Origin of the sequence: Acidovorax sp. K2F (assembly GCF_025246485.1) — a bacterium.
Lineage (GTDB): Bacteria > Pseudomonadota > Gammaproteobacteria > Burkholderiales > Burkholderiaceae_C > Acidovorax > Acidovorax delafieldii.
In genome coordinates, this window is sequence record NZ_JAOBSQ010000029.1 from 39,799 (window position 1) to 63,599 (window position 23,801).

A 23,801-nucleotide genomic window follows, 5' to 3' on the forward strand; every position below is an offset into this window, starting at 1 on the left:
GACTTGCCGCAAATGCCCCGTTACATTGGGAGGGGCATGCACCAAAAAGATGACACCACGCGGCCACCGGACGCGGACGACCGTCTTGAGGCCGGGGCCCCGCGTCGCCGCTATCGCCTTGTCACGCCGCTGAGCCTGGCGATTGCGCTGGGCTGCATCGTTGCCGTGGCGGGCTTGTGGCTGGTCACGCTGCAGCGTGTGGCGTTCGAGCGCGAGCAGGCCGTGGCCTCCGCCATGCAGTCCAATGCCAACCTGGCCATCGCCTTCGAGCAGCAGGTGTTCCGCACCCTCAAGGCGGCCGAGCAGGTCGCCGCCTTTGTGCGCGAGCAGTACCTGCAGCAGGGCACCGACATTGACCTGCGCGACTGGGTGGAGCGGGGCGTGATCCGCGAGCCCATGTTCACCATCATCAGCGTGGTGAACGAGCAGGGCGACATCGTCAGCAGCAGCCAGGAGACCGGGGCCGTCAACTACAGCGACCGCGCCTTTTTCAAGGCGCTGCGTGCCAGCGATCGCGATGACCTGTTTGTGAGCGAGCCTGTGCTGGGCCGTGTGTCGGGGCAGTGGCGCATTCCGATGGCGCTGCGCATCGTGAGCGAGGGAGGCCGCTTTGGTGGTGTGGTGGTGATGTCGGTGGACCCGACGAACTTCACCGACTTTTACCGCCAGGCCGACCTGGGTGCACAGGGGCTGCTGGAGCTGACAGGGCTGGACGGCGTGGTGCGCGGCCGCAAAGCCGGGGGCAAGATCAGCTTTGGCGGCGATGCGCGGGGCCTGCCCTGGTTTCAGCTCCGCGCGCAAGACCCTGAAGGCGAACTGATCGATGAGAACGGCGCGGTGGACGGTGTGCCGCGCATCCTCAGCTACCGCAGCATGGCGGGCTACCCGTTGATGGTGACGGTGGGGTCGACCTCCGACGAGGTGCTGGCGCCGGTGATGCAGCGGCGCGTTGACTACCTCGCCCTGGCGGCGGGGGCCAGTGTGGCGCTGCTGTGTTTTGGCGCGCTGCTCATTGTGGTGCTGGCACGCCAGCGGGCCGTGGCCGATGCATTGGCGTCGAGCGAAGGCTTGTTCCGCGCCACCTTCCACCAGGCGGCCACTGGCATCGCCCACATCACGCCCGAAGGCCGCATCCTGCGTGCCAACGACAAGTTCTGCCGCATGCTGGGCTATTCGCTGGAGGAGCTGCGCCAGCGCGACCTGTTTGCGCTGAGCGACGAGGGCGAGCGTGAAGCCCTGCGCCGCTTTCTGGCGCGGCGCCTGGTGGCGCACTCGCCCGTGTTCTCCCCCGAGATGGAAAAGGCCTACCGGCGCAAGGACGGCGGCCTGTTGTGGGTGTACGAAGCGCTGGGCCTCGTCAAGGACGCCCAGGGTCATCCGGACTTTCTGGTGGTGGTGACGCAGGACATCAGCGCGCGCAAGGAGCTGGAGATGCGCCTGTCGCACGATGTGCTGCACGACGCGCTCACAGGCCTGTCCAACCGCGTGATGTTCCACGACCGCCTGGCGCGTGTGCTCGAAACGGCCCGGCGCCACGGGCGGCACGCCGCAGTGCTCTATGTGGACCTGGACGGGTTCAAGTCCGTCAACGACCAGTGGGGCCATGCAGCAGGCGACCTGCTGCTGCAGCAGGTGGCACGGCGGCTGGAAGACTGCGTGCGCGCCGAAGACACCGTGGCGCGCCTGGGCGGCGACGAGTTCGGCATCGTGCTGGCCACCATCGAGCGGGCAGACCACTGCGAGGTCGTGGCCAGCAAGGTGCTGTCTGCGATGGAGCAGCCTTTTGTGCTGGAGGGGGCTGTTGCGCACATCTCGGCCAGCGTGGGCGCGGCGCTCTACCCGCGCCATGGCACCGATGCCGATGCGCTGCTCGCCCAGGCCGATGCCGCGATGTATGCGGCCAAGCAGGCGGGCAAGAATCGCTTCAGCATCGACACCGCACTGAGCCCGCTGGCCGATGGCGGTGTCGCAGGTCCACCGGGCTGATGAGGAGCCAGCCATCGAGGGATGGCTCTGGGTCTTGCTCCTCATTTGGGAGCATTGAACGCATTATTTATAGGCGCTAGCGGCCTGTTTCATACGAATCACCGCGTCATGATCGGAAAATCACGCACCGGCTTGTCCAGCATGCCCATCAGCTGCCGCAGGGCCTGCGCATCGCCTTCCATGCGCAGCGCGCCAGAGCCGGCCAGCTCCTGCGGTGTGGCCTGGCCGTTCATCAGGCGCAGGAAGGCGGGTTTGGTGAGCAGCAGCGTGGCGTCTGCGGGCCAGGGTGGTGTGCCCGGGCGGTGGTGCAGCACCGCGTTCTCAATCCACAGACCATGGTTTTCTTCGGTGTCGGTAAAGCGCAGTGCCACCGCCAGGCGCACGCCGTCCGCGCGCGGGCCGTTGAGCGAGGCGGCCATTGCATCGAGGAACTGCGGGATGGGTGTCTGCATGAGCATGTCGGCCACCGCAGCGCGCGGGCCTGAAGCGTTGCGCGGTGCAGTGCCATGCCGCAGTTCCTGCGCGCCGGTCAGGTAGAAGTTGCGCCAGGGCGCGGATTCAGCGGCGTAGCCCATCTGCTCAAAGCTGCGCGCCATCAGGTCTTTGGCCGCTGCGTTGTTGCTGTCCGCCAGCAGCACATGGCGCAGCAGCTCGGCCGCCCAGCGGTAGTCGTCCGCGTCAAAGGCCTGGCGCGCGGCGGCCACTGCAGCGTCCGCGCCGCCTGCCAGGGCCACGTAGCGGCGCGCGGCCTGCACAGGCGGCAGCGGGTCGAGCGTGGCGGGGTGCGCGTCGAACCAGCCCAGGTAGAACTGCGCCACCGCGCGCACGTTGTGTTTGACGGTGCCGTAGTACCCGCGCGATGCCCACTGCGCCGCCAGCGTGGAGGGCAGTTGCACGGCCTCGGCGATCTCGCCGGGTGTCAGCCCCGCGTTGAGCAGGCGCACCGTCTGGTCGTGCAGGTAGCGGTAGGTGTCGCGCTGCGTGGTTAAGAAGGTGTCGATGCGCTCGCGGCCCCACACGGGCCAGCCGTGCTGCAGGAAGACCACATCTGCACGGCGTGCGTGCGCAATGGCGCTGTCGATGTAGCGCGACCACGCCAGCGCGTCGCGCACCTTGGCGCCGCGCAGGGTGTAGAGGTTGTGCAGTGTCTGCGAGACCAGTTCTGCCGCACCGAACGCGCGCAGGTCGGGCAGCTCGAACACCATCTCGGCCGGGGCTTCGGAGCCTGGCACGTTGTGGAACACGAAGCGCACGCCATCAATGTCGAGCGCCTGCGTGGGCTGGTCAATGAGCACGGTGGGCGGCAGGATGCCGATGCGCCCGACCGCCACGGCCATGCCCAGGCCGTTGTCCACCACGCCGCGCGCATCGCGTGGCAACTGGCTGCCATACATGAAGCCCGCGCGGCGCGACATGGCGGGGCCGAGCAGCAGGTTCTCGCTGGTCGCCTCCTCCATGAAGCCCACCGGTGCCACGATGGGCACGCTGCGTGCCTTGGCGTCCTGCGCGGTCAGCACGCCCAATGCGCCGCCGAAGTGGTCCACATGGCTGTGCGTGAACACCAGGCCCGACACCGGTTGCGCGCCCAGGTGCTGGCGCGCGAAGGCGAGGGCGGCCGCCGCCGTCTCCTGCGTGGTGAGCGGGTCCACCACGATCCAGCCCGTGCGGCCCTGGATGAGCGTGAGGTTTGCCAGGTCGAACCCGCGCAGCTGCCAGATGCCCTCACGCACCTGGTACAGGCCGGGCGTCTGGTTCAGGCGTGCATGGCGCCACAGGCTGGGGTGCACGGTGGCGGGGGCCTCGTCCTGTGCAAACTGCAGCGCATCAAAGTCCCACACCACCTGGCCCTGCGCGTTGCGCACCTGCCCGCTGGGGCTGGCGATGAGGCCGCGGCGTGCGTCATCAAAGCTGGCGGGCGCGTTCACGTCCAGTGTGCCCAGGGACGCGGTCTGGCGCGCACGCGTGGCGGCGGTTGCGTCCTGCCGGACATCGGCCACCTGCGCAAAGGTTGCAGGTGCCAGGCCCAGCAGAAGTGGCAAGGCGAGTGCCGCGAGCGTTGGGAGGTTTCGCATGGAGGTTTGGAACCTTTTTGAGATGAAAAAGGCCTCAAGCGCACAATTTATATGCGCTGGCAGCTATCAAAATTGAAGTAATGCGTTGCCTGGTACGGACGGGTAGGGCCCGCGCACGTGGGCGCGTTCACCCCTTCGCGCCATCACATCGGTTCCAGCCTGATGCGTTTCATCATCGCCTCGGTGAAGCCGATTTCCTTGCCGAAGGCCCGTGTGAAGGTCTCGCCGTCTTGCGGGTTGACCATGCCGCCTTGTTCTTCGAGCGCGGTCACCACGGCAGCTTGGCGCAGGGCGGCTTCGAACGCGGCGCGCACGCGGGACACGATGGCATCGGGCGTGCCGGTGGGCACGGAGACGCCGCCCCACGAGGTCAGCTCCACCCCGGGCAGGCCCGCCTCGGCCAGCGTGGGCACGCTCGGCAGCTTGGGATTGCGCGCGGGCCCGGTCACGGCCAATGCGCGCAGCTTGCCAGCCACGATGTTCGAGTACGCCACCGCGGTGATGGGTGCTCCAAAGGTGACCTGCTGGCCCAGCACCGCGTTGACGATTTCCGATGCGCCCTTGTACGGCACATGCGTGGCCTGCGCCTGGCTGACGCTGAGCACCATCTCCACCCCCAGGTGCGAGGGCGTGCCGACACCGCCCGACGCGTAGTCCAGCTTGCCGGGCTGCGCACGCAGGCGCGCCAGCAGGTCCGCCAGGCTGCGGATGTCGCTTTGCGCGTGGACGATGACCACCGTGTCCGAACTGGTGAGCCCGATCACATGGCGGAAGTCCTTGAGTGCGTCGTAGCCTGGTTGCTTGTACATGCGCATGCTGGCCGCCATGGGTGAGGCGGAGTAAACCCAGGTGTAGCCGTCGGGCGCGGCCTTGGCCGCCTGGCGTGCGCCCAGGTTGCCGCCTGCGCCGCCCTTGTTTTCGATGACCACGGGCTGGCCCAGCTCCTTCGACACCGCTTCGGCCACGATGCGGGCCGTGGTGTCCGGGCCCGTGCCGGCGAGGTAGGGCACCACCCATTTGATGGGGCGCGCGGGCCACGGCTCGGCGGCCATGGCGGATGTACTGGCCAGCAGTGGCAGCAGGCCTGCAGCGAGCAGTACGCGGCGGCGCAGGTGGGGGATGGGTTGATTGGTCATGTCTTGTCTTGTCTCCGTGTCATTTTCTGCGAGGGTTGTTTTGGCGCGCTGTGGGCGGCGCAGCCGCTCAGGGGGATGCCATGAGTTCTTTGGCGATGGTGTTGCGCTGGATTTCGCTCGTGCCGGTGAGCACGCGGTACATGCGCAGCATGCGGAACAGGAACTCCACGCGCCGGCCCTGCACGATGCCCTCGCCGCCGTGGATCTGCACCGCGCGGTCGGCGATGCGAAAGGCTGCCTCCGAGCAGAACAGCTTGGCCATGGACGATTCAGCGCGTGGCTCGGCGCCCGCATCAATCGCGCGTGCCGTGGCCAGCATCAGCCCGCGCGCGGCGGCCCAATCGGTCGCCATGTCGGCCAGCATGTGCTGGATGGCCTGGAATTGCCCGATGGCGCGTCCGAACTGTTGGCGCTGCTGCGCATAGTCGCGTGCATCGCGCAGCGCCACCTGCGCCAGGCCCAGCATGGCCGGGCAGTGCAGCAGGCGGTTCACGCTGATGCGGCCCAGCGCCAGCGCCAGGCCGCGCCCAGGTTCACCAATGAGGTTGGCGGCGGGCACGCGCGTGCCCTCCAGCACGATGTTGCCCGTGCTCGTCTGCCCCGCCATGGTCTTATAGCCCGCCTCCACGCGCACCCCGGGCGCATGCAGGTCCACAAAGAAGGCCGTGACCTCGCGCTTTTTCGGATCGGGGTCGTCGTGTGTGGCGGTGGACGCCATCAGCACCGCGTAGTCGGCAAACGGCGAGCCCGAGATGAAGCGCTTGGCGCCCGTGATGACGTAGTCGTCGCCATCGCGCACGGCGCGCGTCTGCACGTTGCCAGCGTCCGATCCGGCCTCGGCTTCGGTCAGTGCGAAGCAGATTGCCATCTCGGCCCGGGCCACCGGCAGGATGAACTGCTGCATCTGGTGCGGCGTGGCCATGCGCGCCAGCGCGCCCACGCGTGGCGGGCCACTGAGCTCGCCAAACACATGGGGAGCGAACGGCGAGCCGCTGGCGTAGATGGCTTCCTTGACCAGCACATGGTCCAGTGTGGACAGGCCCAGGCCGCCCATCTTCTGTGGCAGCGTCATGCCGTAAAAGCCTAAAGCGTGCGAGCGCTTCCACACCTGCTGCAGCAAGGCCTTGTCGGGCGCGTGCTCGTGGTCGATGCCATGCTCGCGCGCCAGCGCGGCCAGCTCGCCATACAGAAACTCGTTGATGCGCGCAATCAGCTCGGCCGCCTGTGGCGAGCCTTCAAAAGGCATGCCGGGAAACAGCGGCGCGGGAAGGGGGGATGCGATGTCATTGTTCATGTCTGGATTCCTTGTCGTTGGCTGTGACAGCGGGCTCTGGAAAGTGGCGCAGGCCCAGGCGAGAGACGCCGAGCAAGGGCCGCCCCGCAGCGATGGCGTCGTCCCCCTTCCCGCAGCGCGCAGCGATGCGAGAGAAGGGGGAAGGCGCGCAGCGCCTCAGGGGGATGTACCTAATTCACCATCCGCCCACGCCCTTCCCAGTACGGGGCCTGCACGGCACGGCGCATCACCTTGCCGTTGGGGTTCTTGGGCAGGGTGGTGACGAACTCAATGCGCCGTGGCCGCTTGAACCCGCCCAGGTGCTGGGCGCAGAACGCGTCGATCGCAGCGGTGGTGTCGGCGCCGGCCGCGCGGCCGGGCTTGAGCACCACGTGCGCGGCCACGGCCTCGCCCCACTTGTCATCGGGCACGGCGAACACGCAGGCGTCCGCAATGGCATCGTGCTGGTACAGCACGGCCTCGACCTCCGATGGGTACACGTTGAAGCCGCCGCTGATCACCATGTCCTTCTTGCGGTCCACGATGTAGACGTAGCCCTCGTCATCCATGCGGGCCAGGTCGCCCGTGTGGTACGCGCCGTCCTTGAGCACCTCGGCCGTCAGCTCGGGGGCGCGCCAGTAGCCCGCAAAGATGTCGTCGCCACGCACCACGATCTCGCCGATCTCGCCGGTGGCCACGGGCTGGCCGTCGTCGCCCAGGATCTGCACATCGCATTCCAGAAACGGGCGCCCGCACGATGCCAGCCGCTCTGGCCGCGCCGCGCGGGCAAACAGATGGTCTTCCACCGACAGGCCACACACGCCCGAGGTCGTCTCGCCCGCGCCGTAGCCTTGCTGCAGGATGGGCCCGAACACATCCATGGCCTGCAGGATGCGCGCGGGCGCCATGGGGGCGGCGCCGTAGCCCAGGCGCAGCAAGTCCGGCAGGGGGCGGTACTGGCCCTCCAGCTCGGTCAGCAGCATGTTGATCATGGTGGGCACCATGAAGGTGTGGGTCACGCGGTCGGTCCGCATGTCGGCGATGAAGCGCGGGGGCTCGAAGCCGTTGAACAGGCGGATGGTGACCCCCTGGCACAGCGCCGGCACCATCTGCATGCCCGATGCGTGGGTGATCGGGCCCACCAGCCCCAGGATGTGGCCGGGCTGCTGCCCGTCCGAACGCGTGAGGAACTTGCGCAGCTGCGCAAGGCGGTTGCCGAAGGTCTGCATGGCCGCCTTGAGCACGCCGGACGAGCCCGAGGTGTAGTGCAGCACGGCGACTTCGTCCTCGCACACGACCACCGGGGTGAATGTGTCGCTGGCCTGGGCCAGTGCCGCTTCATACCCTGCGGGGCCCGCATCGTCGGTCAGCAGCAGCCGGGGCATGGCGCCGGGCATGCATTGCGCCACATGCGGGCCGATGGTCTCGGCGCGCTCGGCGGTGGTCACGATCAGCGCCGCACCGCTGTTGGCGGCAATGGCGCCGACCTCGGTGGGCGAGAGCCGGGCGTTGAATGGCGCCTTGATCAGCCCGGCCTTGTAGCAGGCGATCTCGATCTCGACGACCTCGACACAGTTGGGCAGGTAGATGCCCACGCGGTCACCGCGCTGCAGGCCCAGGCCGAGCAAGGCGTTGGCCAGGCGGTTGGTGCGCTGCTCCAGATCGGCATAAGTGATGCTGCGTGCGGGGCTCTTGACCGCCATGCGGCGGGCATGGGCACGGGCGCTGCGCGCCACGAGGGCGCCGACGTTGGCGACCACGCGCGGGGAAATGGGGGGCGAGGTGGTAATGGCTGTCTCCTGAAACACTGGCCCCGTCGAGCGCGGGGCATGGGGTCACTGTTCCAGAAGACGGGGTATCAGGGAAATACCGATTGCTGATGGGCAGGCATCACTGAAATTGATGCCCGTGCCGTAGCGTGCCTTCCGCACACGCTGCGTGCGCGGCTGCGACAGTGTTATGCCGCCTTCGTGCGGGTGGCGGGCTTTTTGGCGGCGGATCTGGCGGGCTTGGCGGCGTTGAGTGCCACTGCCGCGCGGATGAGCGACTTGAACGCCTCTGCATCCACCACGTCGCCCTCGTGAATGTCGATGGCGCGCCGCGCATTGCCATCCAGGCTGGCGTTGAACAGCCGCGCCGGGTCCGGCAGCGAGGCGCCCTTCAAAAAGGTGAGCTTCACTGCGGCCTTGTAGCTCTCGCCGGTGCAGAGGATGCCGCCCAGCGACCATACGGGCGTTCCCATCCACTTCCACTCTTCCACCACGCCGGGGGCGGCCTCATGGATGAGCGCACGCATGCGTGCCAGCACCGGGCCGCGCCAGTCGGCCAGGTCTGCGATGCGCTGATCGATGAGGGTGGAGGCGGGTTGGGACGACGAAATGGTTTTGGATGCCATGGCGGTGTCTCCTGAAGCGGAATCGTTAGAGCCTTTATGGGAATGTGATCAGTCGGCAGCCAGGGGCTTGCCCGCCGCCCGCAGCACCTGCGTGATGAAGCGGGCCTTCTCCTCGCGGTAGCGGTCCATCCCCTCGGATGCGAATCGCTGCTTGAGCCGGTTGTACTCTGCCGCCAGGGCGGAGTCGGCGCGCAAGGCATCGCGAAAGTGCAGAAAGCATTCGAACGGCGAGCCGCAGGCCACCACCTGCAGTGCAACGTCCATCGTGGCGCCGGGCCACAGCAGCATGCACAGATCGGGCGCACGCAGGGTGTCGGCCTTGGCGCTGCAGCCTGCGGCTTCGAGCGCTGCCACGCCCTGTGCATGGTCTTGCGGCGGCACCAGCACGCAGATATCGAGGTCACCCTTGGAGACTGCACCGGGAATGGACGAGGCGCCGATGTGTTCGATGCGCGCCTGCGGCACGATTGCAGCCACCTGGGCGGCCACCGCGGCAAACGTGGCTGCGGCGTCGTCCTGGTACTGCGCGGACTCGAGCAAGGTCACTGCGGTCACTCGGGTCACACAGCGGCCTCCCACCTGCCCGATGCCACCAGCTGCCGCACCACGGCCTCCAGGGCGTCCATCACCACCTGCATCACCCCGTCCACCTCGCGGTCCGCAGCGGTGGCCAGGGTGTAGCTGCGCGTCATCTCCGGGTTGACCACGCGGGCCACCATCCAGTCGGTGCCGGAGGCAGGGGCATCCCCCAGCGCGCAGGCAGGGGTGAAGGTGAAGCCGCCCCCGCACGCATACAGCGAGCGGATCACCCGCGCGGAGTCGTGTTCGTGGGCGATGTTCAGTGCCACACCGCGCGCGGCGGCGGCTTCTTCGACCCGCTGGCGGATGGTGTAGCGGCGCGACTGCAGCACCAGGGGCTGTGCGGCCGCATCGGCAAAGTCGATGGTGGGGCGCATGGTGGGGCTGGCGGCGCGCGCTGCCGTGGCGCGCGCGCCGGCCCGGCGCGCAGCAGGCGCTTGGGCTGTGGCTGCTGCGTCAGGCGCTGGGCGCAGCAGCGCACGCACCGTGGCGCCGGGGTCGTGCCCGCAAAAGTACATGGCCTCGCGCACCAGGGGACGGCAGTGCAGGCCCTCCACTTGCGCGGCGTCGACCAGTACGCCGATGTCCGCACGCCGGTCCAGCATGGCTTTCCTGACCATGAGGCTGAGGTCGTCGAGCACGAACACCCGAATGCGCGGGTGCGTGTCCTTCAGGTGCGCCAGCAACGGGCCCATGAGCAGCGATGACAGCAGAAACGGCACGGCAATCGTGACCGATCCCTCTGGCCCTTGCGGCAGGCGCTGGATGCGCTCCCGCATGGCCGAGGCGTCGCTCAAAAGCCGCCGGGCGTCCTGGTAGAGCTGCACGCCAGCCTGTGTGGGCGTGACGCCCGCGTGCGAGCGTTCCAGCAGCTGCGCGCCCAGCTCGGACTCCAGCTTCTTGATCTGGGCAGTGAGGGCGGGCTGCGCAATGTAGAGGCTGCCCGCCGCCCGCGAGAGGCTGCCGGCCTCGACCACGGCGATGAAGTAGCGCAGGCTTCGGAGATCCATGGGGCAAGACTGTAGCGGGGTCCGTCCTTGGCGCGCGCCATGTCCGCCCAGGCGGCTGCGCACTCGGCGCGCAGCACCGTGGTGGGCCGCGCAGGGCTGGCTCTCAGTCGCCCATCACCACGCCCTCGCGGCGTGGATCGGCCCCGCCCATCCACAGCTTCTTGCCATGCGCCTGGCCGCGTGTGATGGCTTGCAGGCCGCTGGTCATGTTCATCTCGCGCACCTCGGCACCCCGGGCGCGCAGGGCGTCGACGGTGGCGGGTGGGAAGCGTTTTTCTTCCAGCAGCGTCGGGCCGTTCATCGAGCCGAAGTTGGGCAGGTTGATGGCCTGCTGCGGCATCAGGCCCCAGTTGAAGACGCCATACAGCGTCTTGGCCGTGTAGTGGATGATGGCCGCGCCGCCGGGGCTGCCGCCGCTCATCAAGAGCTCGCCCGTGGCCTTGTCGAACACCAGCGTGGGTGCCATGGACGAGCGCGGGCGCTTGCCGGGCTGCACGCGGTTGGCAATGGGCTGGCCTTGCGCGTCGGTGGGGGCGAAGCTGAAGTCGGTGAGTTCGTTGTTGAGCAGGAAGCCTTTCACCATCTGCCGCGCACCGAACTGGTCTTCGATGGTGGTGGTCATGGCGACCGCGTTGCCAAACGCATCGACGATGCTGATGTGGCTGGTGCCGTATTCAGGCTGGTCGGGCATGGGCGCAAAGCCCGTCTTGACGGCGCCGGGGTTGCCGGGCTGGGCGACCTTCATGCTCTGGGTGCCGATGAGCTTGGCGCGCTCGGCCAGGTAGGCGGGCGCGAGCAGGCTGGTCCAGCTGCCGGCGGGCGGCTGCACAAAGTCGGGGTCGGCCACATACAGCGCGCGGTCGGCAAAGGCCAGGCGAGCGGCCTCGGTGTAGAGGTGCAGCCAGTCCGCGCTGGGCAGGCCGTCCTGCAGGGGCTTGGCGGCGGCGTCGGTATTTTTCAGGATGCCCAGGATCTGCCCGATGGCGATGGCTCCGGAGCTGGGCGGTGGAAAGCCGCACACGCGGTAGTCCTTGCTGGCCACCTGGTAGTCGTGGCACAGCGCCTCGCGCTTCTTGGGCTGGTAGCCCGCCAGGTCGGCCAGGCTGAGCTTGCCGGGGTTGGTGGGGTGCTTTTGCACCTTGTCCACGATGGCCTGGGCGACCTCGCCTTCGTGCAGGGCCTTGCTGCCTTCAGCGGCAATCTTGCGCAGCACGGCGGCCAGCTCGGGGTTGCGCAAGTTCACGCCCACATCGCGCGCGTCGCCATCGGCCTTGTAGAAATAGGCGGCGGCCACGGGGTCCTTCTTGAGGTGGGCGTCGGCCTTGACCAGCGTGTTGAGCCGCGCGCTGACCTTGAAGCCTCCCTCGGCCAGCGTGATGGCGGGCTGGAACAGCGTGGCCCAGGGCAGCTTGCCGTGCTGCTTGTGCGCCATCTCCAGCATGCGCACGGTGCCGGGCACACCCACCGAGCGGCCGCCCACCACACCGTCGTAGAAGGGCACGGGCTTGCCGTCGGCACCCAGGAAGAGCTTTTCATCGGCGGCAGCGGGCGCGGTTTCGCGGCCATCGTAGGCCTCCACCAGCTTGCCGTTGCTGTGCAGCAGGAAGGCGCCGCCGCCGATGCCGCTGGACTGGGGCTCCACCAGCGTCAGCACCATCTGCACGGCAATGGCCGCATCGACGGCCGAGCCGCCGGCCTTGAGGATCTGGTAACCCGCATCGGTGGCCAGCGGGTTGGCAGCAGCCACGGCAAACTTCTCCGTGGCCCAGCCCGGTTTTTCGGTGTAGCCGGACGAACCCTCGGGCTGGGCGGGCACGGTGTAGGCGAACTGGGATGGCGCACCGGCGCAGCCTGCCAGGGCCATCAGGGTGGCGAGGGCCGCAGGGGCCAGCAGGTTGCGAGTGAACGGGCGGCGCAGGTGCGACGTGGCAGGCAGGGCAGTGGGTGACATGCGGGTCTCCTGTGGGTGCAAGCAGCGAAGCGGCCATGGTAAGGGGCCTTGCTGCAGCCTGCGAGGGCGTGCAGGAGGCTGCCCCTGGGGTTTGTGCACCGATTGAAGGTGTTTTGCGGCGGTAGCGCTAGTGCAATATGTCTGAGCAGCTATCAAAAAGATAGTTGTTACCGACCGTCAGCGGCGGTTCACAGGCCATCCCGGGGCCCTGGCGGGGCGCAACGACCAGAGGCTTGCCTGCCCGGCGGGTCGGCTCACGCCTTCCCAGGTCGCCTCAGGCCGCCTGGGGCCCTGCGCGGCCGTCTTCCACCACAAACCGGGCGAGCGTGGAGGCGCCGCTGTCAGCGCGCAGCGGGTCGTCCACCACACGCAGCGTGGTGGACCAGCGTGTGGGGGTGATGTCGGCCAGGCCGTAGCCGCGCTGGTCGCAGCGTGCCAGCAGCACATGCGGGTTGTGGCGGACGATGGCGTCCACCTTGGCCTGCGTGGTGCCCGACCGCGAACTGATGGACGTGCCACAGAACTCGCTGGCCACCACGGCCGAGTCGGCGCGAGCGGCATCGGCATGCACGCGGCAGACGTAGTTCTGGTGGATGTCTCCGCCCAGCAGCACCGTGTTGCGCGGCGTGTGCCGGGCTACGGATTGCAGCAGGCGCTGGCGTGCAGCGGGGTAGCCGTCCCAGGCGTCTGTGGGCACCGTGCCAGAGGGGTAGTGGCGCGGCGAGAACAGCGTCTGCTGTGCGATCACGCTCCAGCGCGTGGCCTGTGCGCTGGCCGTGTCTGCGGCCAGGCCCGCGTCCAGCCAGCGCTCTTGCGTGCTGCCCAGCAGGCTGCGCTGCGGCTGGGCCAGCTCTGCGCAGTCGGCGGGGCGCACGGCGGGCGCGCTGCTGGCCTCGGGCGTGCGGCAGGCTTGCCAGCTGCGGTACTGGCGGCTGTCGAGCAGGTGGATGTGCGCCAGTCGGCCCCAGCGCAGGCGGCGGTAGATCTGCAGCGTGTCCCGGCCGGTGGCGGACGCGGGGCCCCGGAGGCTGGTCGTGCGCAGCGGCATGTTTTCGTAAAACGCCTGCCAGGCCGCGCTGCGCTGGGCCAGAAAGGCGGCGCTGCCCGGGCCTTCGCCCCGGCCCGCATCGGCGGCGTAGTCGTTTTGCACCTCGTGGTCGTCCCAGGTCACGGCCCACGGGCAGGTGGCATGGGCCAGCTGCAGGGCGGGGTCGCTTTTGTGTAGTGCGTAGCGGTCGCGGTAGTCGGCCAGCGTGGTGGCATGGCGCAGGCTGTGGGTGCGCGCCAGATCGGTGGTGGTTTTTGGTGTGGCGTATTCGTAGATGTAGTCGCCCAGGAACAGCACCAGGTCCGGCTGGTCAGCAGTCAGATGGCGCCACGCCGCGTAGTGCCCATGCTCCCAGCGCTGGCACGAGGCAAACGCCACCCGCAGCGCCCCGGGCATGTCGCCCGCCGCAGGCGCCGTGCGCGTGCGGCCGGTGGCGCTAACCGCATCGCCCAGCATGAAGCGGTAGTGGTACCAGCGTGCGGGTTGCAGGCCTTGCAGCTCCACATGCACGCTGTGGCCCAGCGCGGGCAGCGCAGTGGCCTCGCCCTTTTGCACGATCTGGGCAAACCCAGCGTCGTGCGCCACCTCCCACCGCACGGTGTGGGTGCTCAGCATCTGCGCTGGATCGACGAGCAAGAGCCGCGTCCAGAGCACCATGCCATCAGGCGCCGGGTCACCACTGGCGACGCCAAGGGCAAAGGGGTTGTTTTGCAGCGCGGGCGGATTGCTCCAGGCCCAGCGGGGGAGGGTGGCGACGGAGGCAGCCAGGGCTGCGTTGCGCAGGAACTGCCGTCTTTGCTCGGATGTCAATTCAGCTGCCCTTTGCGTCGGGCGCCGTGCTCAGAAACTGACGCAACCCAGACCAGTGGCCGCCGCACAAGGGCCGCCCCGCGGCGCTGCTGGCGTCCCCCTCCGGGGGGATGGCGCCGAAGGCGACACAGGGGGGAGGTGGTCACGCCGCCATCACCCGGTTCTTGCCCGAGCGCTTGGCCAGATACATCGCCTGGTCGGCCCGCACGATGGCGTCGGTGGCGCTCTCGCTTTCAACCAACTGGGCCACGCCTGCGCTGAAGGTGATGAGCACCTTTTCGGTGCCTTGCAGGAAGAAGCGCGTGGTCAGTTCGCGCTGCAAGCGGGTCATGGCCGCCACGCCGGCTTCGACGGTGGTGTCGGGCAGCACGATGACGAACTCTTCGCCGCCGTACCGTGCCAGCAAGTCCTGCGGCCGCATGACCTCGCGCGTGACCTGCGCCAGGTGCACCAGGGCAGCGTCGCCCCCCGCGTGGCCCAGCCGGTCGTTGATGGTCTTGAAGTTGTCCACGTCCAGAAGCGCCAGGCACAGGGACGAGCCCAGGCGGCGGGCGCGGGCGATCTCGCGTTCCACGGCCTCGTCCAGGCCCTTGCGGTTGAGGCTGCCGGTCAGCGGGTCGTGGCGGGCCTGGGCGCTGGCGCGGTCCAGTTCTTCCTGCAGCTTGGCGACCTCGGCGCGCTTGGCCTCGGTGCGCTCGCGCAGGTCCTGCAGCTCATCGTGGGTCACGCGGCTGTCGAGCGCCATGGCGCGGGTGGCGCTCATCACCTCCTGCAGCACCGGGGCAATCTCTTGCAGTGTGCTGGCCTTGCCGATCAGGTCCGCGCAGCGCTCCATGGTGCCCTGGTAGCTGGTGCTGGATGCGGTGATGCGCGCCAGCCGCTCGATGAAGGTGGCCAGCATTTCCTTCATCTGCTCTTGCGCCTCCAGCGACCGCGCCTTGGCTTCGGTCTGCTTGAAGATCACGTCCTTGAGCCGGCGCTGCACATCGTCCAGCCGCCGCAGCGTCAGGGGCGGGGTCGAGGCACTCATCAGCGCCTCGGCCTGGCCCTGCAGCCAGCGGTCGTCCACGCTGAGCACCGCGATGTTCTCGAAGATCATGTGCAGCAGCTCGAGCAGGCTCGCGCGGATGGAGGCTTGTTCTTCGGTGGCGAACGACAGGCGGTAGCTGAAGTTGCCCAGCATGAGTTGCGCGGTGGTCACCAGGGGCGTGGGTTCGCGCAGAAAGGTGATGAGCTGCTGCGCCATGTCGATGACGCGGGGATCGTCGTCACCCAGGGCGGGCAGGGTGTTGTCGATGAGGCGGGCCAGGGCTTCGGCAAACTCGGCGGGCAGTTCGCCCAGTGCGGTGGGCGCATCGGCCACCTCGATGGGTTTGGAAGCCGTGGCCGGGTGCAGACCCAGGTTGGCGTAACCCACCATCACGCTCTGCAGCGATGTCCAGTCCTTGGTAATGATGGCGCGTTCGAACTGGCCCAGCAGGCGTTTTTGCGCAGGTGTCTGGCCGGGCAGCACACGCTGGATGCTGCTCAGCGGTCCCTCGGGGAAAGGCTGCGGGCTGCGGATGCCCGCTATTTCATCGTAGATCGCAAGGTAGTTGTCTGGCGTGGGGGCCAGTCGGCGAGCGGCCAGTTGTTTGAGCGTCTCGCGCGCGATCTCGGAAGGTGGTCGGTCGGCCATGGGCGGGCACCAGTGTCAGGAGGCTGGAATGCACAAGTGTGACACAGGCAAGGCGCCGTGCGTGCTGGTACGCCGGGCCACACGGGTATGCCAGCCAGGAACATGGGGAGGACCCCTTGCGAGATCTGCCCACACGTTCCAAAGGGGGCGGCTGGCCGTCAGTTCACCATGACCAGCTTGCCCATCACCCCGCGCGAGCCCATGTGGGCGTAGGCGGCGGGCAGCTCGGCCATGGGCATGGTGCGGTCGATCACGGGCTTGATTTTGCCCTGGGCATACCACTGTGCCAGCTCGCCCATCATGGCGGCGTTGGCCTTGGGTTCACGCTTGGCAAAGTCGCCCCAGAACACGCCCACGATGGACGCGCCCTTGAGCAGCGCCAGATTGAACGGCAGGGCCGGGATGGGGCCGGACGCAAACCCGACCACCAGATAGCGGCCGCGCCAGGCGATGGAGCGGAACGCGGGCTCGGCAAAGTCGCCACCCACGGGGTCATAGATCACGTCGGGGCCCTTGCCGTCCGTGAGGGTCTTGATGGCCTCGCGCAGGTTGTCCTTGCTGTAGTTGATGGTCGCGTCGGCTCCGATGGAAGTGCACAGCGCGCACTTTTCGTCGCTGGACGCGGCGGCAATCACACGTGCGCCCATGGCCTTGGCGATCTGAATGGCGGCCGTGCCCACGCCCCCGGCAGCGCCCAGCACCAGCACGGTCTCGCCCGCCTTGAGCTGTGCGCGGTCCACCAGCGCATGGTGCGACGTGGCGTAGATCATGATGAAAGCGGCTGCATCGATATGCGAAAAGCCGTCTGGCAACGGCATGCACAGGGCGGCGGGGGCAATGGTGTGGGTGCCAAAGCCGCCGGTGCCCGACAGGCAGGCCACGTTCTGGCCGACCTTGAGGTGCGTGACGCCTTCGCCTACGGCAGCCACCACGCCCGCGTATTCCGAGCCGGGCACAAAGGGCAGTGGCGGCTTCATCTGGTACTTGTTCTGCACGATCAGCAGGTCGGGGAAGTTCAGGCTGGCGGCCTTGATCTCGATGAGCACCTCGCCCGCCTTGGGGGTGGGGGTGGGCAGCTCCGTCCAGGCAAGTGCCTCGACGCCGGTGGGGTTGGTGCAAAGCCAGGCATGCATGGGGAAGTCTCCTGTCGGTCGGTCTTGTCAATGATGGCCCGCATGATAGGTGGGGCGCTGGCGTGCCGGATGTCCCACGAGCGACGGGCTGCGGCGGCGGCTTCTCTGGCGCCCTCGGGCGCAGCAATGGCCTGCCCACCTACAATCCGTTGCAACCCCTACCCAGACCATGAAGATCCTGATTTCCAATGACGACGGCTTCCAGGCCCCCGGCATCGTCGCGCTGCATGACGCGCTCAAGACCCTCGACGGGGTCGAGGTGGAGGTCGTTGCGCCAGAACATAACAACAGTGCCAAGTCCAACGCGCTGACGCTGCATTCGCCGCTGTATGTGCACAAGGCGGCGAATGGTTTTCGCTATGTGAACGGCACCCCGGCAGACTGCGTGCACATCGCGCTGACTGGCTTGCTGGGCTACCGGCCCGACCTGGTGGTATCGGGCATCAACAATGGCGCCAACATGGGCGATGACACCATCTATTCCGGCACGGTGGGTGCTGCCATGGAGGGATATCTTTTTGGCGTTCCGGCCATCGCTTTTTCGCAGGTGGACAAGGGCTGGGCCGAGCTGGAGGCCGCCGCGGCCAAGGCGCGTGAACTGGTGGCGCAGATGCGTGCGCAGCAACTGGTCAACGAAACCCCCTGGCTGCTCAATGTGAACATCCCCAACATGCCGCTGGAGGCCTTGCGCCCGGCCAAGCTGTGCCGCCTGGGGCGCCGCCATGCGGCGGAACGGGTCATCGTGCAGGAAAGCCCCCGGGGCGAAGCCATGTACTGGATCGGCGGTGCCGGTGCTGCCAAGGACGATGCAGAAGGCACGGACTTTCATGCCACGGCCCAGGGCCACGTGTCCATCACGCCCCTCAAGGTGGATCTGACCGATCACGACAACCTCGGCTACTGGGCGCAGACCGCCGCCCGTTTGGCGGCGGGGGCGGCTGCCGCCCCCGGGGCGTGATGCAGCGCCGCCCTGGGTTTCCGGCCAAGCTGCCGGTGTTCGGTAACGCCGCCATAGGCAAGTCGGCAGTACCGCCGTCTTCCCCCGCACAGCGGAAGCCGGCGGTAGCCGCGGCACCTGCCGGAGTGGGGCTGGATTCGTCGGCCGTCCGGGCGCGGATGGTACAAAAACTGGCGGCGGGCGGCATCACGTTGGCCCCCGTGCTGCAGGCCATGGGCGCTGTGGAGCGCCACCGGTTTGTGGACAGTGCCCTGGTCAACCAGGCCTACGAAGACACCAGCCTGCCGATAGGCTTGGGCCAGACCATCTCCAAGCCCAGCGTGGTGGCTCGCATGTGTGAGCTGCTGCTGGGCGCAGAGAGCGCACGCCATGGCGGGCTGGGCCGTGTGCTGGAAATTGGGACGGGCTGCGGCTACCAGGCTGCAGTGCTGAGCCTGTTGGCCCGCGAGGTGTACACGCTGGAGCGCCTGCGTGGCCTGCACGATAAGGCGCGCGACAACTTGCGGCCGTTCCGCCTGGCCAATGTGCACCTGCTGTTTGGCGACGGCATGCTCGGCTATGCCAAAGGTGCTCCGTACGCGGCCATCATTGCCGCAGCCGGGGGCGATGCTGTGCCCCTGGCCTGGTGTGATCAATTGGCCGTGGGGGGGCGTCTGGTGGCACCCATGGCACTGACGGGCGGGCAGCAAATGTTGCTGGTGATCGACAAAACCCCGCACGGATTGAAACAAAACGTGCTCGAACCCGTGCATTTTGTCCCCCTAAAATCGGGGATTGCGTAAAGGGAATTGCTTATGTTCGTATCGCGTGGTCTTGTGGTGGGTTTTACCGTGGCAATGGCGGGGCTGGTGCTCTCCGGCTGTGGCACCCGCATGAACAAGGCTCCTGTGGAAGATCGGGGCACCTCTTCGTCGTCTTCTGCCCCAGCGCCCGCAGCACAGCCGGGCGTGGTGGTGGGTACCCCCATCAAGCCTCTGCCTGGTGCAGAAAACGCCGGCAAGCCGGGTTACTACACGGTCAAGCCTGGGGATACCCTGATTCGCATCGGCCTGGAGTCTGGGCAAAGCTGGAAAGACATCGCCCGCTGGAACAATCTGGAAAACGCCAATCTGATCGAAGTCGGTCAGGTGCTGCGCGTACTTCCTCCGTCCGCTGCCCCGGCGGCGGTGGCCTCTGAGAGCGGGGTGGTGACACGCCCGGTCACATCATCCTCCGTCGCTCCAGCCAGCACGCCCGCTGCGGCTCCTGCATCGGCCGCCAGCGGCGCCAAGCCTGCTGCCTCTGCTGCGTCGGGCACGGTGGTGGCGGTGGCGCCAGCCACGCCGGCACCTGCGGCAGCGCCAGCGGGCGAGGATGAGCTGGCGTTCATCTGGCCTGCATCGGGCTCGCTGATTGCCGGGTTTGACGAGGCACGCAACAAGGGCTTCGACATTGCCGGCAAGGCGGGCGACCCGGTACTGGCGGCGGCGGATGGCCGTGTAGTCTATGCCGGAGCCGGTCTGCGCGGCTATGGCAACCTGGTCATCCTGAAGCACAACAACACGTTCCTCACCGCTTACGCACACAACCAGACCCTGTTGGTCAAGGAAGACCAGGCGGTGCGCAAGGGCCAGAAGATCGCCGAGATGGGCAACACCGACGCAGACCGCGTCAAGCTGCACTTTGAAATCCGCCGGCAGGGCAAGCCTGTCGATCCCACACGCTATCTGCCATCCCGTTGAGTCCGATGGCGGATCACTCGCCGGGCGGTGGTCCCGAAGCGTCTGAGGCGACGACAGCGCAGGAGGGCGATTCCCTACTGCTGGCCGATGAGTCGGAAGCCCTGGCCGACGCGGACAGCGAGCTGCGCTCGTTGCAGATGGGCCCAGGCCAGCACGCCGAGCGGCTGGACCGTGCGCTGGTGGAGCTGGTTCCCGAGTTCTCCCGCAGCTATCTTCAGCAATTGCTGGCCCAGGGGCTGGTCAGTCTCAATGGGAAGCCTGCTCTCAAGGCAGCCGCGCGGGTCAAGGCCGGTGACCTGGTGGTGCTGGAGATGCGGCCCACCCTCCAAAGCCAGGCCTTCCGGCCTGAGTCCATGGCGATTGATGTGGTGTACGAAGACGAGCACTTGCTGGTGGTGAACAAGCCCGCAGGCTTGGTTGTGCACCCTGCGCCAGGCAACTGGAGCGGCACCCTGCTCAACGGCCTGCTGGCCCGCGACGACAAGGCACTGCGGGTGCCACGGGCTGGTATCGTTCACCGCCTGGACAAGGACACCAGCGGTCTCATGGTGGTCGCCCGGGACCGTGCGACCATGGACGCCCTGGTGGCGCTGATTGCCGAGCGCAAGGTCAAGCGCCAGTACGTGGCCATGGCGCATGGTGCCTGGACGGGGGGGGCGACCCGCTCGGTGGATGCACCCATCGGGCGGGACCCTCGCAATCGCCTGCGCATGGCGGTTGTGGACTTGGCGGTACACCCTGGCAAAACCGCCCGCACGGATTTCCTGTGTCTGGAGGGAAGCGAGCATGGTTGCTGGGTGCAGTGCACTTTGCACACCGGGCGCACTCACCAGATTCGCGTGCACATGGCGTCTCTGCGCCATCCTTTGGTGGGCGATGCCTTGTATGGTGGCGCGCCGGTCGGGGCCTTGCAACGCCAGGCCCTGCACGCCTACCGGTTGGCTTTTGCGCATCCGGTGACGGGGGATCCTCTGGAGTTCCGTGCCCCTGTACCCGACGATATTCGCCGGGCGCTGTCAGAATGGGGCCTGGGCTACAATGCGCCCTGAACGGCCGTGACGGCCCTAGCCCGCAGCTGGAATCCCGCCGGGCTCTACCAACGCACCAGCGCCATTGCGCGGTGCACCAATGATTGCCCCTGCTGTTGATGTGACACCCGTTGCAACGCGTGGCACTTTTCCAGGAATCGCTGAACCATGAACACGGTGGATGCCAAAAGGGTCCTCGAAACTGCGTTGATCTGCGCGCAGCAGCCCGTGCCTGTGCGCGAGTTGCGGGTGCTGTTCAATGACGCGCTGGGGTCCGACACCCTCAAGGTGCTGTTGCAGGAACTGCAGCTTGATTGGGCGCAGCGTGGGGTGGAGCTGGTACAGGTGGCAACGGGATGGCGCTTCCAGAGCCGTCCTGAAATGCGTGAATACCTGGACCGTCTGCATCCCGAAAAACCGCCCCGCTACACCCGGGCCACCATGGAAACCCTGGCCATCATTGCCTACCGGCAACCGGTCACGCGCGGGGATATCGAGGACATTCGGGGTGTGACGGTCAACAGCCTGATCATCAAACAGTTGGAAGACCGGGGTTGGGTGGAGGTCATTGGCCACCGCGAAACGGTGGGGCGCCCGGCGTTGTTCGCCACGACCCGCCAGTTTCTGGACGATATGGGCCTGCAGTCTCTGGACCAACTGCCGGTGCTCGATGACCCGACAGGCAATGCGAATGTGTTGGAAGCCATGGCAGCCGCCGCCCAGGGAGCCATCGGGGGTGAGCCTGATCTGCTGGCGGTTTTGCCGCACGAAGTCGGTGGGCAAGAGCCAGTGGAGTCTGTGGAGGCTGTGACTGATATGGGTGGTAAGCGGCCCGTGGATGATTTTTTTCAGAATGTGGAGACTGATCTCCGCGACGACCATGTTGATACCCCGGGTGGTATCCAGGGAAATACTTGATGAACGACTCGACCTCCGAAAATCCGGCCGAAGTGCCTGGGTTGAATGCCGCTGATACGGTACCTGCTGCCAAAAAGCCGGCTGCAAAGCGGGCTCCTCGCAAAAAGGCGGAAGCCGTCCTTGCCGAGGAAGCGGTGCCTGAAGCCGTGGTGGCGATGCAGGTCGGTACTTCGGTGCCTGTGTCGGAAGCTGCAGCGCCAGAGGTGCCTGTGGCCCAGGTGCAGGCGGTTGTCATGGACTCGATATCCCCTGAGGCGATCGTATCGGCTGCCGACGGCGAGGGCAATACTCGGCAGGCAGGGAGGCCTCCTCGTGGCGAATCTCGTGAACGGCCTCAGCGTCCTGATGGGGTAGGGCGCGACAAGCGCAGAGCTGCCCCTGTCGTTGAGGGCTATCAGTTTGAGGATGTAGTGTCCGGTCGTTTCGACGAGGAAGATGCCTCCGCAGACGCGGTACCGCAGAAGCGGGTGCTGCTGCCGCAGGTCGAGACACCTAAACTGCACAAGGTGCTGGCCCAGGCAGGGCTGGGATCGCGGCTGGAGATGGAGCAATTGATCCTGGAGGGGCGGATCTCGGTCAACAACGAACCTGCTCACATCGGACAGCGCATTCAGTTTGGCGATCAGGTCAAGGTCAACGGCAAGCCGATCCGCTATCGCATCGACCCCCCTCCGGCGCGAGTAATCGCATATCACAAACCTGTGGGCGAGGTCGTGACCCATGACGATCCCCAGAATCGACCCACCGTCTTTCGCAAGCTGCCCCGGCTCATGCAGGGCAAGTGGCAGTCGGTAGGACGCCTGGACCTGAACACGGAGGGTCTCTTGCTGTTCACCAGCTCGGGCGAGCTGGCGAACAAACTGATGCATCCACGCTTTGGGTTGGAGCGCGAGTACGCCGTTCGGGTGCTGGGTGCTCTGAGCAACGAGGAAAAACAAAAACTGCTGGACGGCGTGCGCCTGGATGACGGTATGGCATCGTTTGGTTCCATCGAGGACGGTGGTGGAGAGGGTTCCAACTGCTGGTACCGGGTCACCATCTCCGAAGGCCGCAACCGTGAAGTACGCCGCATGCTCGAGTCGGTGGGTCATGCGGTCAGCCGCCTGATCCGCATCCGCTACGGTGCCATGGTGCTGCCGCGCGGCCTCAAGCGCGGAGCTTGGCTGGAACTGGACGAGAGTGATATCCGCGCACTGGTTCAGGCCGCAGGTGCTGGGCGCCCCGAGCCTGTTGAGGGACGTCCTGAAGGGGCTGGTGCTGGCGGGCGCAATGGCAAGCCGCGCAACCGTGGCCGTGGTGGACCACGCGGTGATGGCTCGCGTCGGGACATGTCGCAGCCAGCCGCCCCTGGTGGCCCCCGTGGCCAGAAACCGCGCCGCGATGGCGGCCAGGGCCCTGCCCGTGGCAACAACGCTGCAGGGGGAGATCGCCAGCGTGGGGGCTCGGCACAGCCCGATCCGATGAAAACGTCGGTGGGCTACATCGGCATGGACAGCCTCTCGCGCCACCGCCAGGACAAACGACGCCCCGGTGGCGGCGGTCCCCGGCGCGGAGGTGGTGGGCGCTGAGTGCTCCTGCCTTCACGCTCCCCGGTTAGAATCGAGGGCTTTGTCCGGTGGACAAACGAATCACAGCAACAACCATTCAGGAAATCAACATGGCAATCGAACGCACTCTCTCCATCATCAAGCCCGACGCAGTGGCCAAGAACGTCATCGGTCAGATCTACGCTCGTTTTGAAGCTGCCGGCCTCAAGGTCGTGGCAGCCCGCATGGCCCACCTGTCGCGCCTGGAAGCCGAGCAGTTCTATGCAGTGCACAAAGAGCGTCCTTTCTTCAAGGACCTGGTGGACTTCATGATCTCCGGCCCTGTGATGATCCAGGCCTTGGAAGGCGAGAACGCCATCCTCAAGAACCGTGAACTCATGGGCGCAACCGACCCCAAGAAGGCAGAAGCTGGCACCATCCGCGCCGACTTCGCTGACAGCATCGACGCTAACGCTGTGCACGGCTCCGACGCCGCTGAAACCGCACAGGCCGAAGTGGCATTCTTCTTCCCCGGCCTGAATATCTACTCGCGCTGAGATGGTGATGCTCCCCATGCCC

At 67.2% G+C, this 23,801-nt stretch carries 19 protein-coding genes; 8 read left to right on the forward strand and 11 right to left on the reverse strand.

Features of this window, described 5'->3' with window-relative positions; translation table 11 throughout:
* Positions 1-36: 36 nt before the first annotated feature.
* Positions 37-1,986: a diguanylate cyclase domain-containing protein gene (locus tag N4G42_RS08995; protein ID WP_260666919.1), complete on the forward strand. Its 1,950-nt coding sequence runs from the start codon at positions 37-39 to the stop codon at positions 1,984-1,986.
* A gap of 98 nt (positions 1,987-2,084) precedes the next feature.
* Here the strand turns inward: N4G42_RS08995 and N4G42_RS09000 are convergent, their stop codons facing one another.
* The 11 genes from N4G42_RS09000 to N4G42_RS09050 all read right to left on the reverse strand — a co-directional run bounded on the left by N4G42_RS09000 (position 2,085) and on the right by N4G42_RS09050 (position 17,071).
* Positions 2,085-4,058 carry an alkyl/aryl-sulfatase gene (locus tag N4G42_RS09000; RefSeq protein WP_260666920.1) on the reverse strand — a complete coding sequence of 658 codons (1,974 nt, stop codon included), beginning with the start codon at positions 4,056-4,058 and terminating at the stop codon, positions 2,085-2,087.
* A gap of 143 nt (positions 4,059-4,201) precedes the next feature.
* Positions 4,202-5,194 carry a tripartite tricarboxylate transporter substrate binding protein gene (locus N4G42_RS09005; RefSeq protein ID WP_260666921.1) on the reverse strand — a complete coding sequence of 331 codons (993 nt, stop codon included), beginning with the start codon at positions 5,192-5,194 and terminating at the stop codon, positions 4,202-4,204.
* Positions 5,195-5,261: 67 nt separating this feature from the next.
* Positions 5,262-6,488 carry an acyl-CoA dehydrogenase family protein gene (locus N4G42_RS09010; RefSeq protein ID WP_260666922.1) on the reverse strand — a complete coding sequence of 409 codons (1,227 nt, stop codon included), beginning with the start codon at positions 6,486-6,488 and terminating at the stop codon, positions 5,262-5,264.
* A gap of 170 nt (positions 6,489-6,658) precedes the next feature.
* Positions 6,659-8,227, reverse strand: coding sequence for an AMP-binding protein (locus N4G42_RS09015; protein ID WP_260666923.1), 1,569 nt, complete (start codon positions 8,225-8,227; stop codon positions 6,659-6,661).
* 197 nt (positions 8,228-8,424) lie between these two features.
* Positions 8,425-8,862 carry a DUF1801 domain-containing protein gene (locus N4G42_RS09020; RefSeq protein WP_260666924.1) on the reverse strand — a complete coding sequence of 146 codons (438 nt, stop codon included), beginning with the start codon at positions 8,860-8,862 and terminating at the stop codon, positions 8,425-8,427.
* Positions 8,863-8,910: 48 nt separating this feature from the next.
* Positions 8,911-9,408, reverse strand: a complete 498-nt coding sequence (locus N4G42_RS09025; RefSeq protein ID WP_260666925.1) for a GrpB family protein — start codon at positions 9,406-9,408, stop codon at positions 8,911-8,913.
* A 14-nt stretch (positions 9,409-9,422) separates the two neighbouring features.
* Positions 9,423-10,451: a LysR family transcriptional regulator gene (locus tag N4G42_RS09030; protein WP_260666926.1), complete on the reverse strand. Its 1,029-nt coding sequence runs from the start codon at positions 10,449-10,451 to the stop codon at positions 9,423-9,425.
* Positions 10,452-10,554: 103 nt separating this feature from the next.
* Positions 10,555-12,402, reverse strand: coding sequence for a gamma-glutamyltransferase family protein (locus N4G42_RS09035; protein WP_260666927.1), 1,848 nt, complete (start codon positions 12,400-12,402; stop codon positions 10,555-10,557).
* A 274-nt stretch (positions 12,403-12,676) separates the two neighbouring features.
* On the reverse strand, positions 12,677-14,260 hold the full coding sequence (locus N4G42_RS09040; RefSeq protein WP_260666928.1) for an alkaline phosphatase D family protein: 1,584 nt from the start codon (positions 14,258-14,260) through the stop codon (positions 12,677-12,679).
* 142 nt (positions 14,261-14,402) lie between these two features.
* On the reverse strand, positions 14,403-15,938 hold the full coding sequence (locus N4G42_RS09045) for a sensor domain-containing diguanylate cyclase (protein ID WP_056061952.1): 1,536 nt from the start codon (positions 15,936-15,938) through the stop codon (positions 14,403-14,405).
* 158 nt (positions 15,939-16,096) lie between these two features.
* A complete protein-coding gene (locus tag N4G42_RS09050) occupies positions 16,097-17,071 on the reverse strand; it encodes an NADPH:quinone oxidoreductase family protein (RefSeq protein ID WP_260666929.1) in 975 nt (324 codons plus the stop codon).
* Between the two features lie 169 nt (positions 17,072-17,240).
* On the opposite strand from N4G42_RS09050, the gene surE reads away from it, so the two are divergent.
* The 7 genes from surE to ndk all read left to right on the forward strand — a co-directional run bounded on the left by surE (position 17,241) and on the right by ndk (position 23,779).
* Positions 17,241-18,029 carry a 5'/3'-nucleotidase SurE gene (gene surE / locus N4G42_RS09055; protein ID WP_099729832.1) on the forward strand — a complete coding sequence of 263 codons (789 nt, stop codon included), beginning with the start codon at positions 17,241-17,243 and terminating at the stop codon, positions 18,027-18,029.
* Positions 18,029-18,811, forward strand: a complete 783-nt coding sequence (locus N4G42_RS09060) for a protein-L-isoaspartate(D-aspartate) O-methyltransferase (RefSeq protein WP_260666930.1) — start codon at positions 18,029-18,031, stop codon at positions 18,809-18,811. Before surE ends, N4G42_RS09060 begins: the two co-directional genes overlap by 1 nt.
* Positions 18,812-18,823: 12 nt before the next feature.
* The gene (locus tag N4G42_RS09065) at positions 18,824-19,750 is read left to right on the forward strand and encodes a peptidoglycan DD-metalloendopeptidase family protein (protein WP_099729834.1); all 927 of its coding nucleotides are present in this window, start codon (positions 18,824-18,826) and stop codon (positions 19,748-19,750) included.
* A gap of 5 nt (positions 19,751-19,755) precedes the next feature.
* Entirely contained in the window at positions 19,756-20,799 is a 1,044-nt protein-coding gene (locus tag N4G42_RS09070) for an RluA family pseudouridine synthase (protein WP_260666931.1), read from the forward strand.
* A 147-nt stretch (positions 20,800-20,946) separates the two neighbouring features.
* Positions 20,947-21,696, forward strand: coding sequence for an SMC-Scp complex subunit ScpB (gene scpB / locus N4G42_RS09075; protein ID WP_260666932.1), 750 nt, complete (start codon positions 20,947-20,949; stop codon positions 21,694-21,696).
* Positions 21,696-23,264, forward strand: a complete 1,569-nt coding sequence (locus tag N4G42_RS09080) for a pseudouridine synthase (protein ID WP_260666933.1) — start codon at positions 21,696-21,698, stop codon at positions 23,262-23,264. The genes scpB and N4G42_RS09080 overlap by 1 nt, the downstream gene beginning before the upstream one ends.
* A gap of 89 nt (positions 23,265-23,353) precedes the next feature.
* Positions 23,354-23,779: a nucleoside-diphosphate kinase gene (gene ndk / locus N4G42_RS09085; protein ID WP_008905954.1), complete on the forward strand. Its 426-nt coding sequence runs from the start codon at positions 23,354-23,356 to the stop codon at positions 23,777-23,779.
* Positions 23,780-23,801: the final 22 nt, after the last annotated feature.

What these genes read in the sequence shown, in the direction of transcription:
- N4G42_RS09080 (WP_260666933.1), top strand. Translation starts at nt 21,696, where the DNA reads ATGAACGACTCGACCTCCGAAAATCCGGCCGAAGTGCCTGGGTTGAAT.
- N4G42_RS09005 (WP_260666921.1), bottom strand. Translation starts at nt 5,194, where the DNA reads ATGACCAATCAACCCATCCCCCACCTGCGCCGCCGCGTACTGCTCGCT.
- N4G42_RS09035 (WP_260666927.1), bottom strand. Translation starts at nt 12,402, where the DNA reads ATGTCACCCACTGCCCTGCCTGCCACGTCGCACCTGCGCCGCCCGTTC.
- N4G42_RS09050 (WP_260666929.1), bottom strand. Translation starts at nt 17,071, where the DNA reads ATGCATGCCTGGCTTTGCACCAACCCCACCGGCGTCGAGGCACTTGCC.
- surE (WP_099729832.1), top strand. Translation starts at nt 17,241, where the DNA reads ATGAAGATCCTGATTTCCAATGACGACGGCTTCCAGGCCCCCGGCATC.
- scpB (WP_260666932.1), top strand. Translation starts at nt 20,947, where the DNA reads ATGAACACGGTGGATGCCAAAAGGGTCCTCGAAACTGCGTTGATCTGC.
- N4G42_RS09030 (WP_260666926.1), bottom strand. Translation starts at nt 10,451, where the DNA reads ATGGATCTCCGAAGCCTGCGCTACTTCATCGCCGTGGTCGAGGCCGGC.
- N4G42_RS09010 (WP_260666922.1), bottom strand. Translation starts at nt 6,488, where the DNA reads ATGAACAATGACATCGCATCCCCCCTTCCCGCGCCGCTGTTTCCCGGC.
- N4G42_RS09000 (WP_260666920.1), bottom strand. Translation starts at nt 4,058, where the DNA reads ATGCGAAACCTCCCAACGCTCGCGGCACTCGCCTTGCCACTTCTGCTG.
- N4G42_RS09065 (WP_099729834.1), top strand. Translation starts at nt 18,824, where the DNA reads ATGTTCGTATCGCGTGGTCTTGTGGTGGGTTTTACCGTGGCAATGGCG.
- N4G42_RS09020 (WP_260666924.1), bottom strand. Translation starts at nt 8,862, where the DNA reads ATGGCATCCAAAACCATTTCGTCGTCCCAACCCGCCTCCACCCTCATC.
- ndk (WP_008905954.1), top strand. Translation starts at nt 23,354, where the DNA reads ATGGCAATCGAACGCACTCTCTCCATCATCAAGCCCGACGCAGTGGCC.
- N4G42_RS09045 (WP_056061952.1), bottom strand. Translation starts at nt 15,938, where the DNA reads ATGGCCGACCGACCACCTTCCGAGATCGCGCGCGAGACGCTCAAACAA.
- N4G42_RS09060 (WP_260666930.1), top strand. Translation starts at nt 18,029, where the DNA reads ATGCAGCGCCGCCCTGGGTTTCCGGCCAAGCTGCCGGTGTTCGGTAAC.
- N4G42_RS09070 (WP_260666931.1), top strand. Translation starts at nt 19,756, where the DNA reads ATGGCGGATCACTCGCCGGGCGGTGGTCCCGAAGCGTCTGAGGCGACG.
- N4G42_RS08995 (WP_260666919.1), top strand. Translation starts at nt 37, where the DNA reads ATGCACCAAAAAGATGACACCACGCGGCCACCGGACGCGGACGACCGT.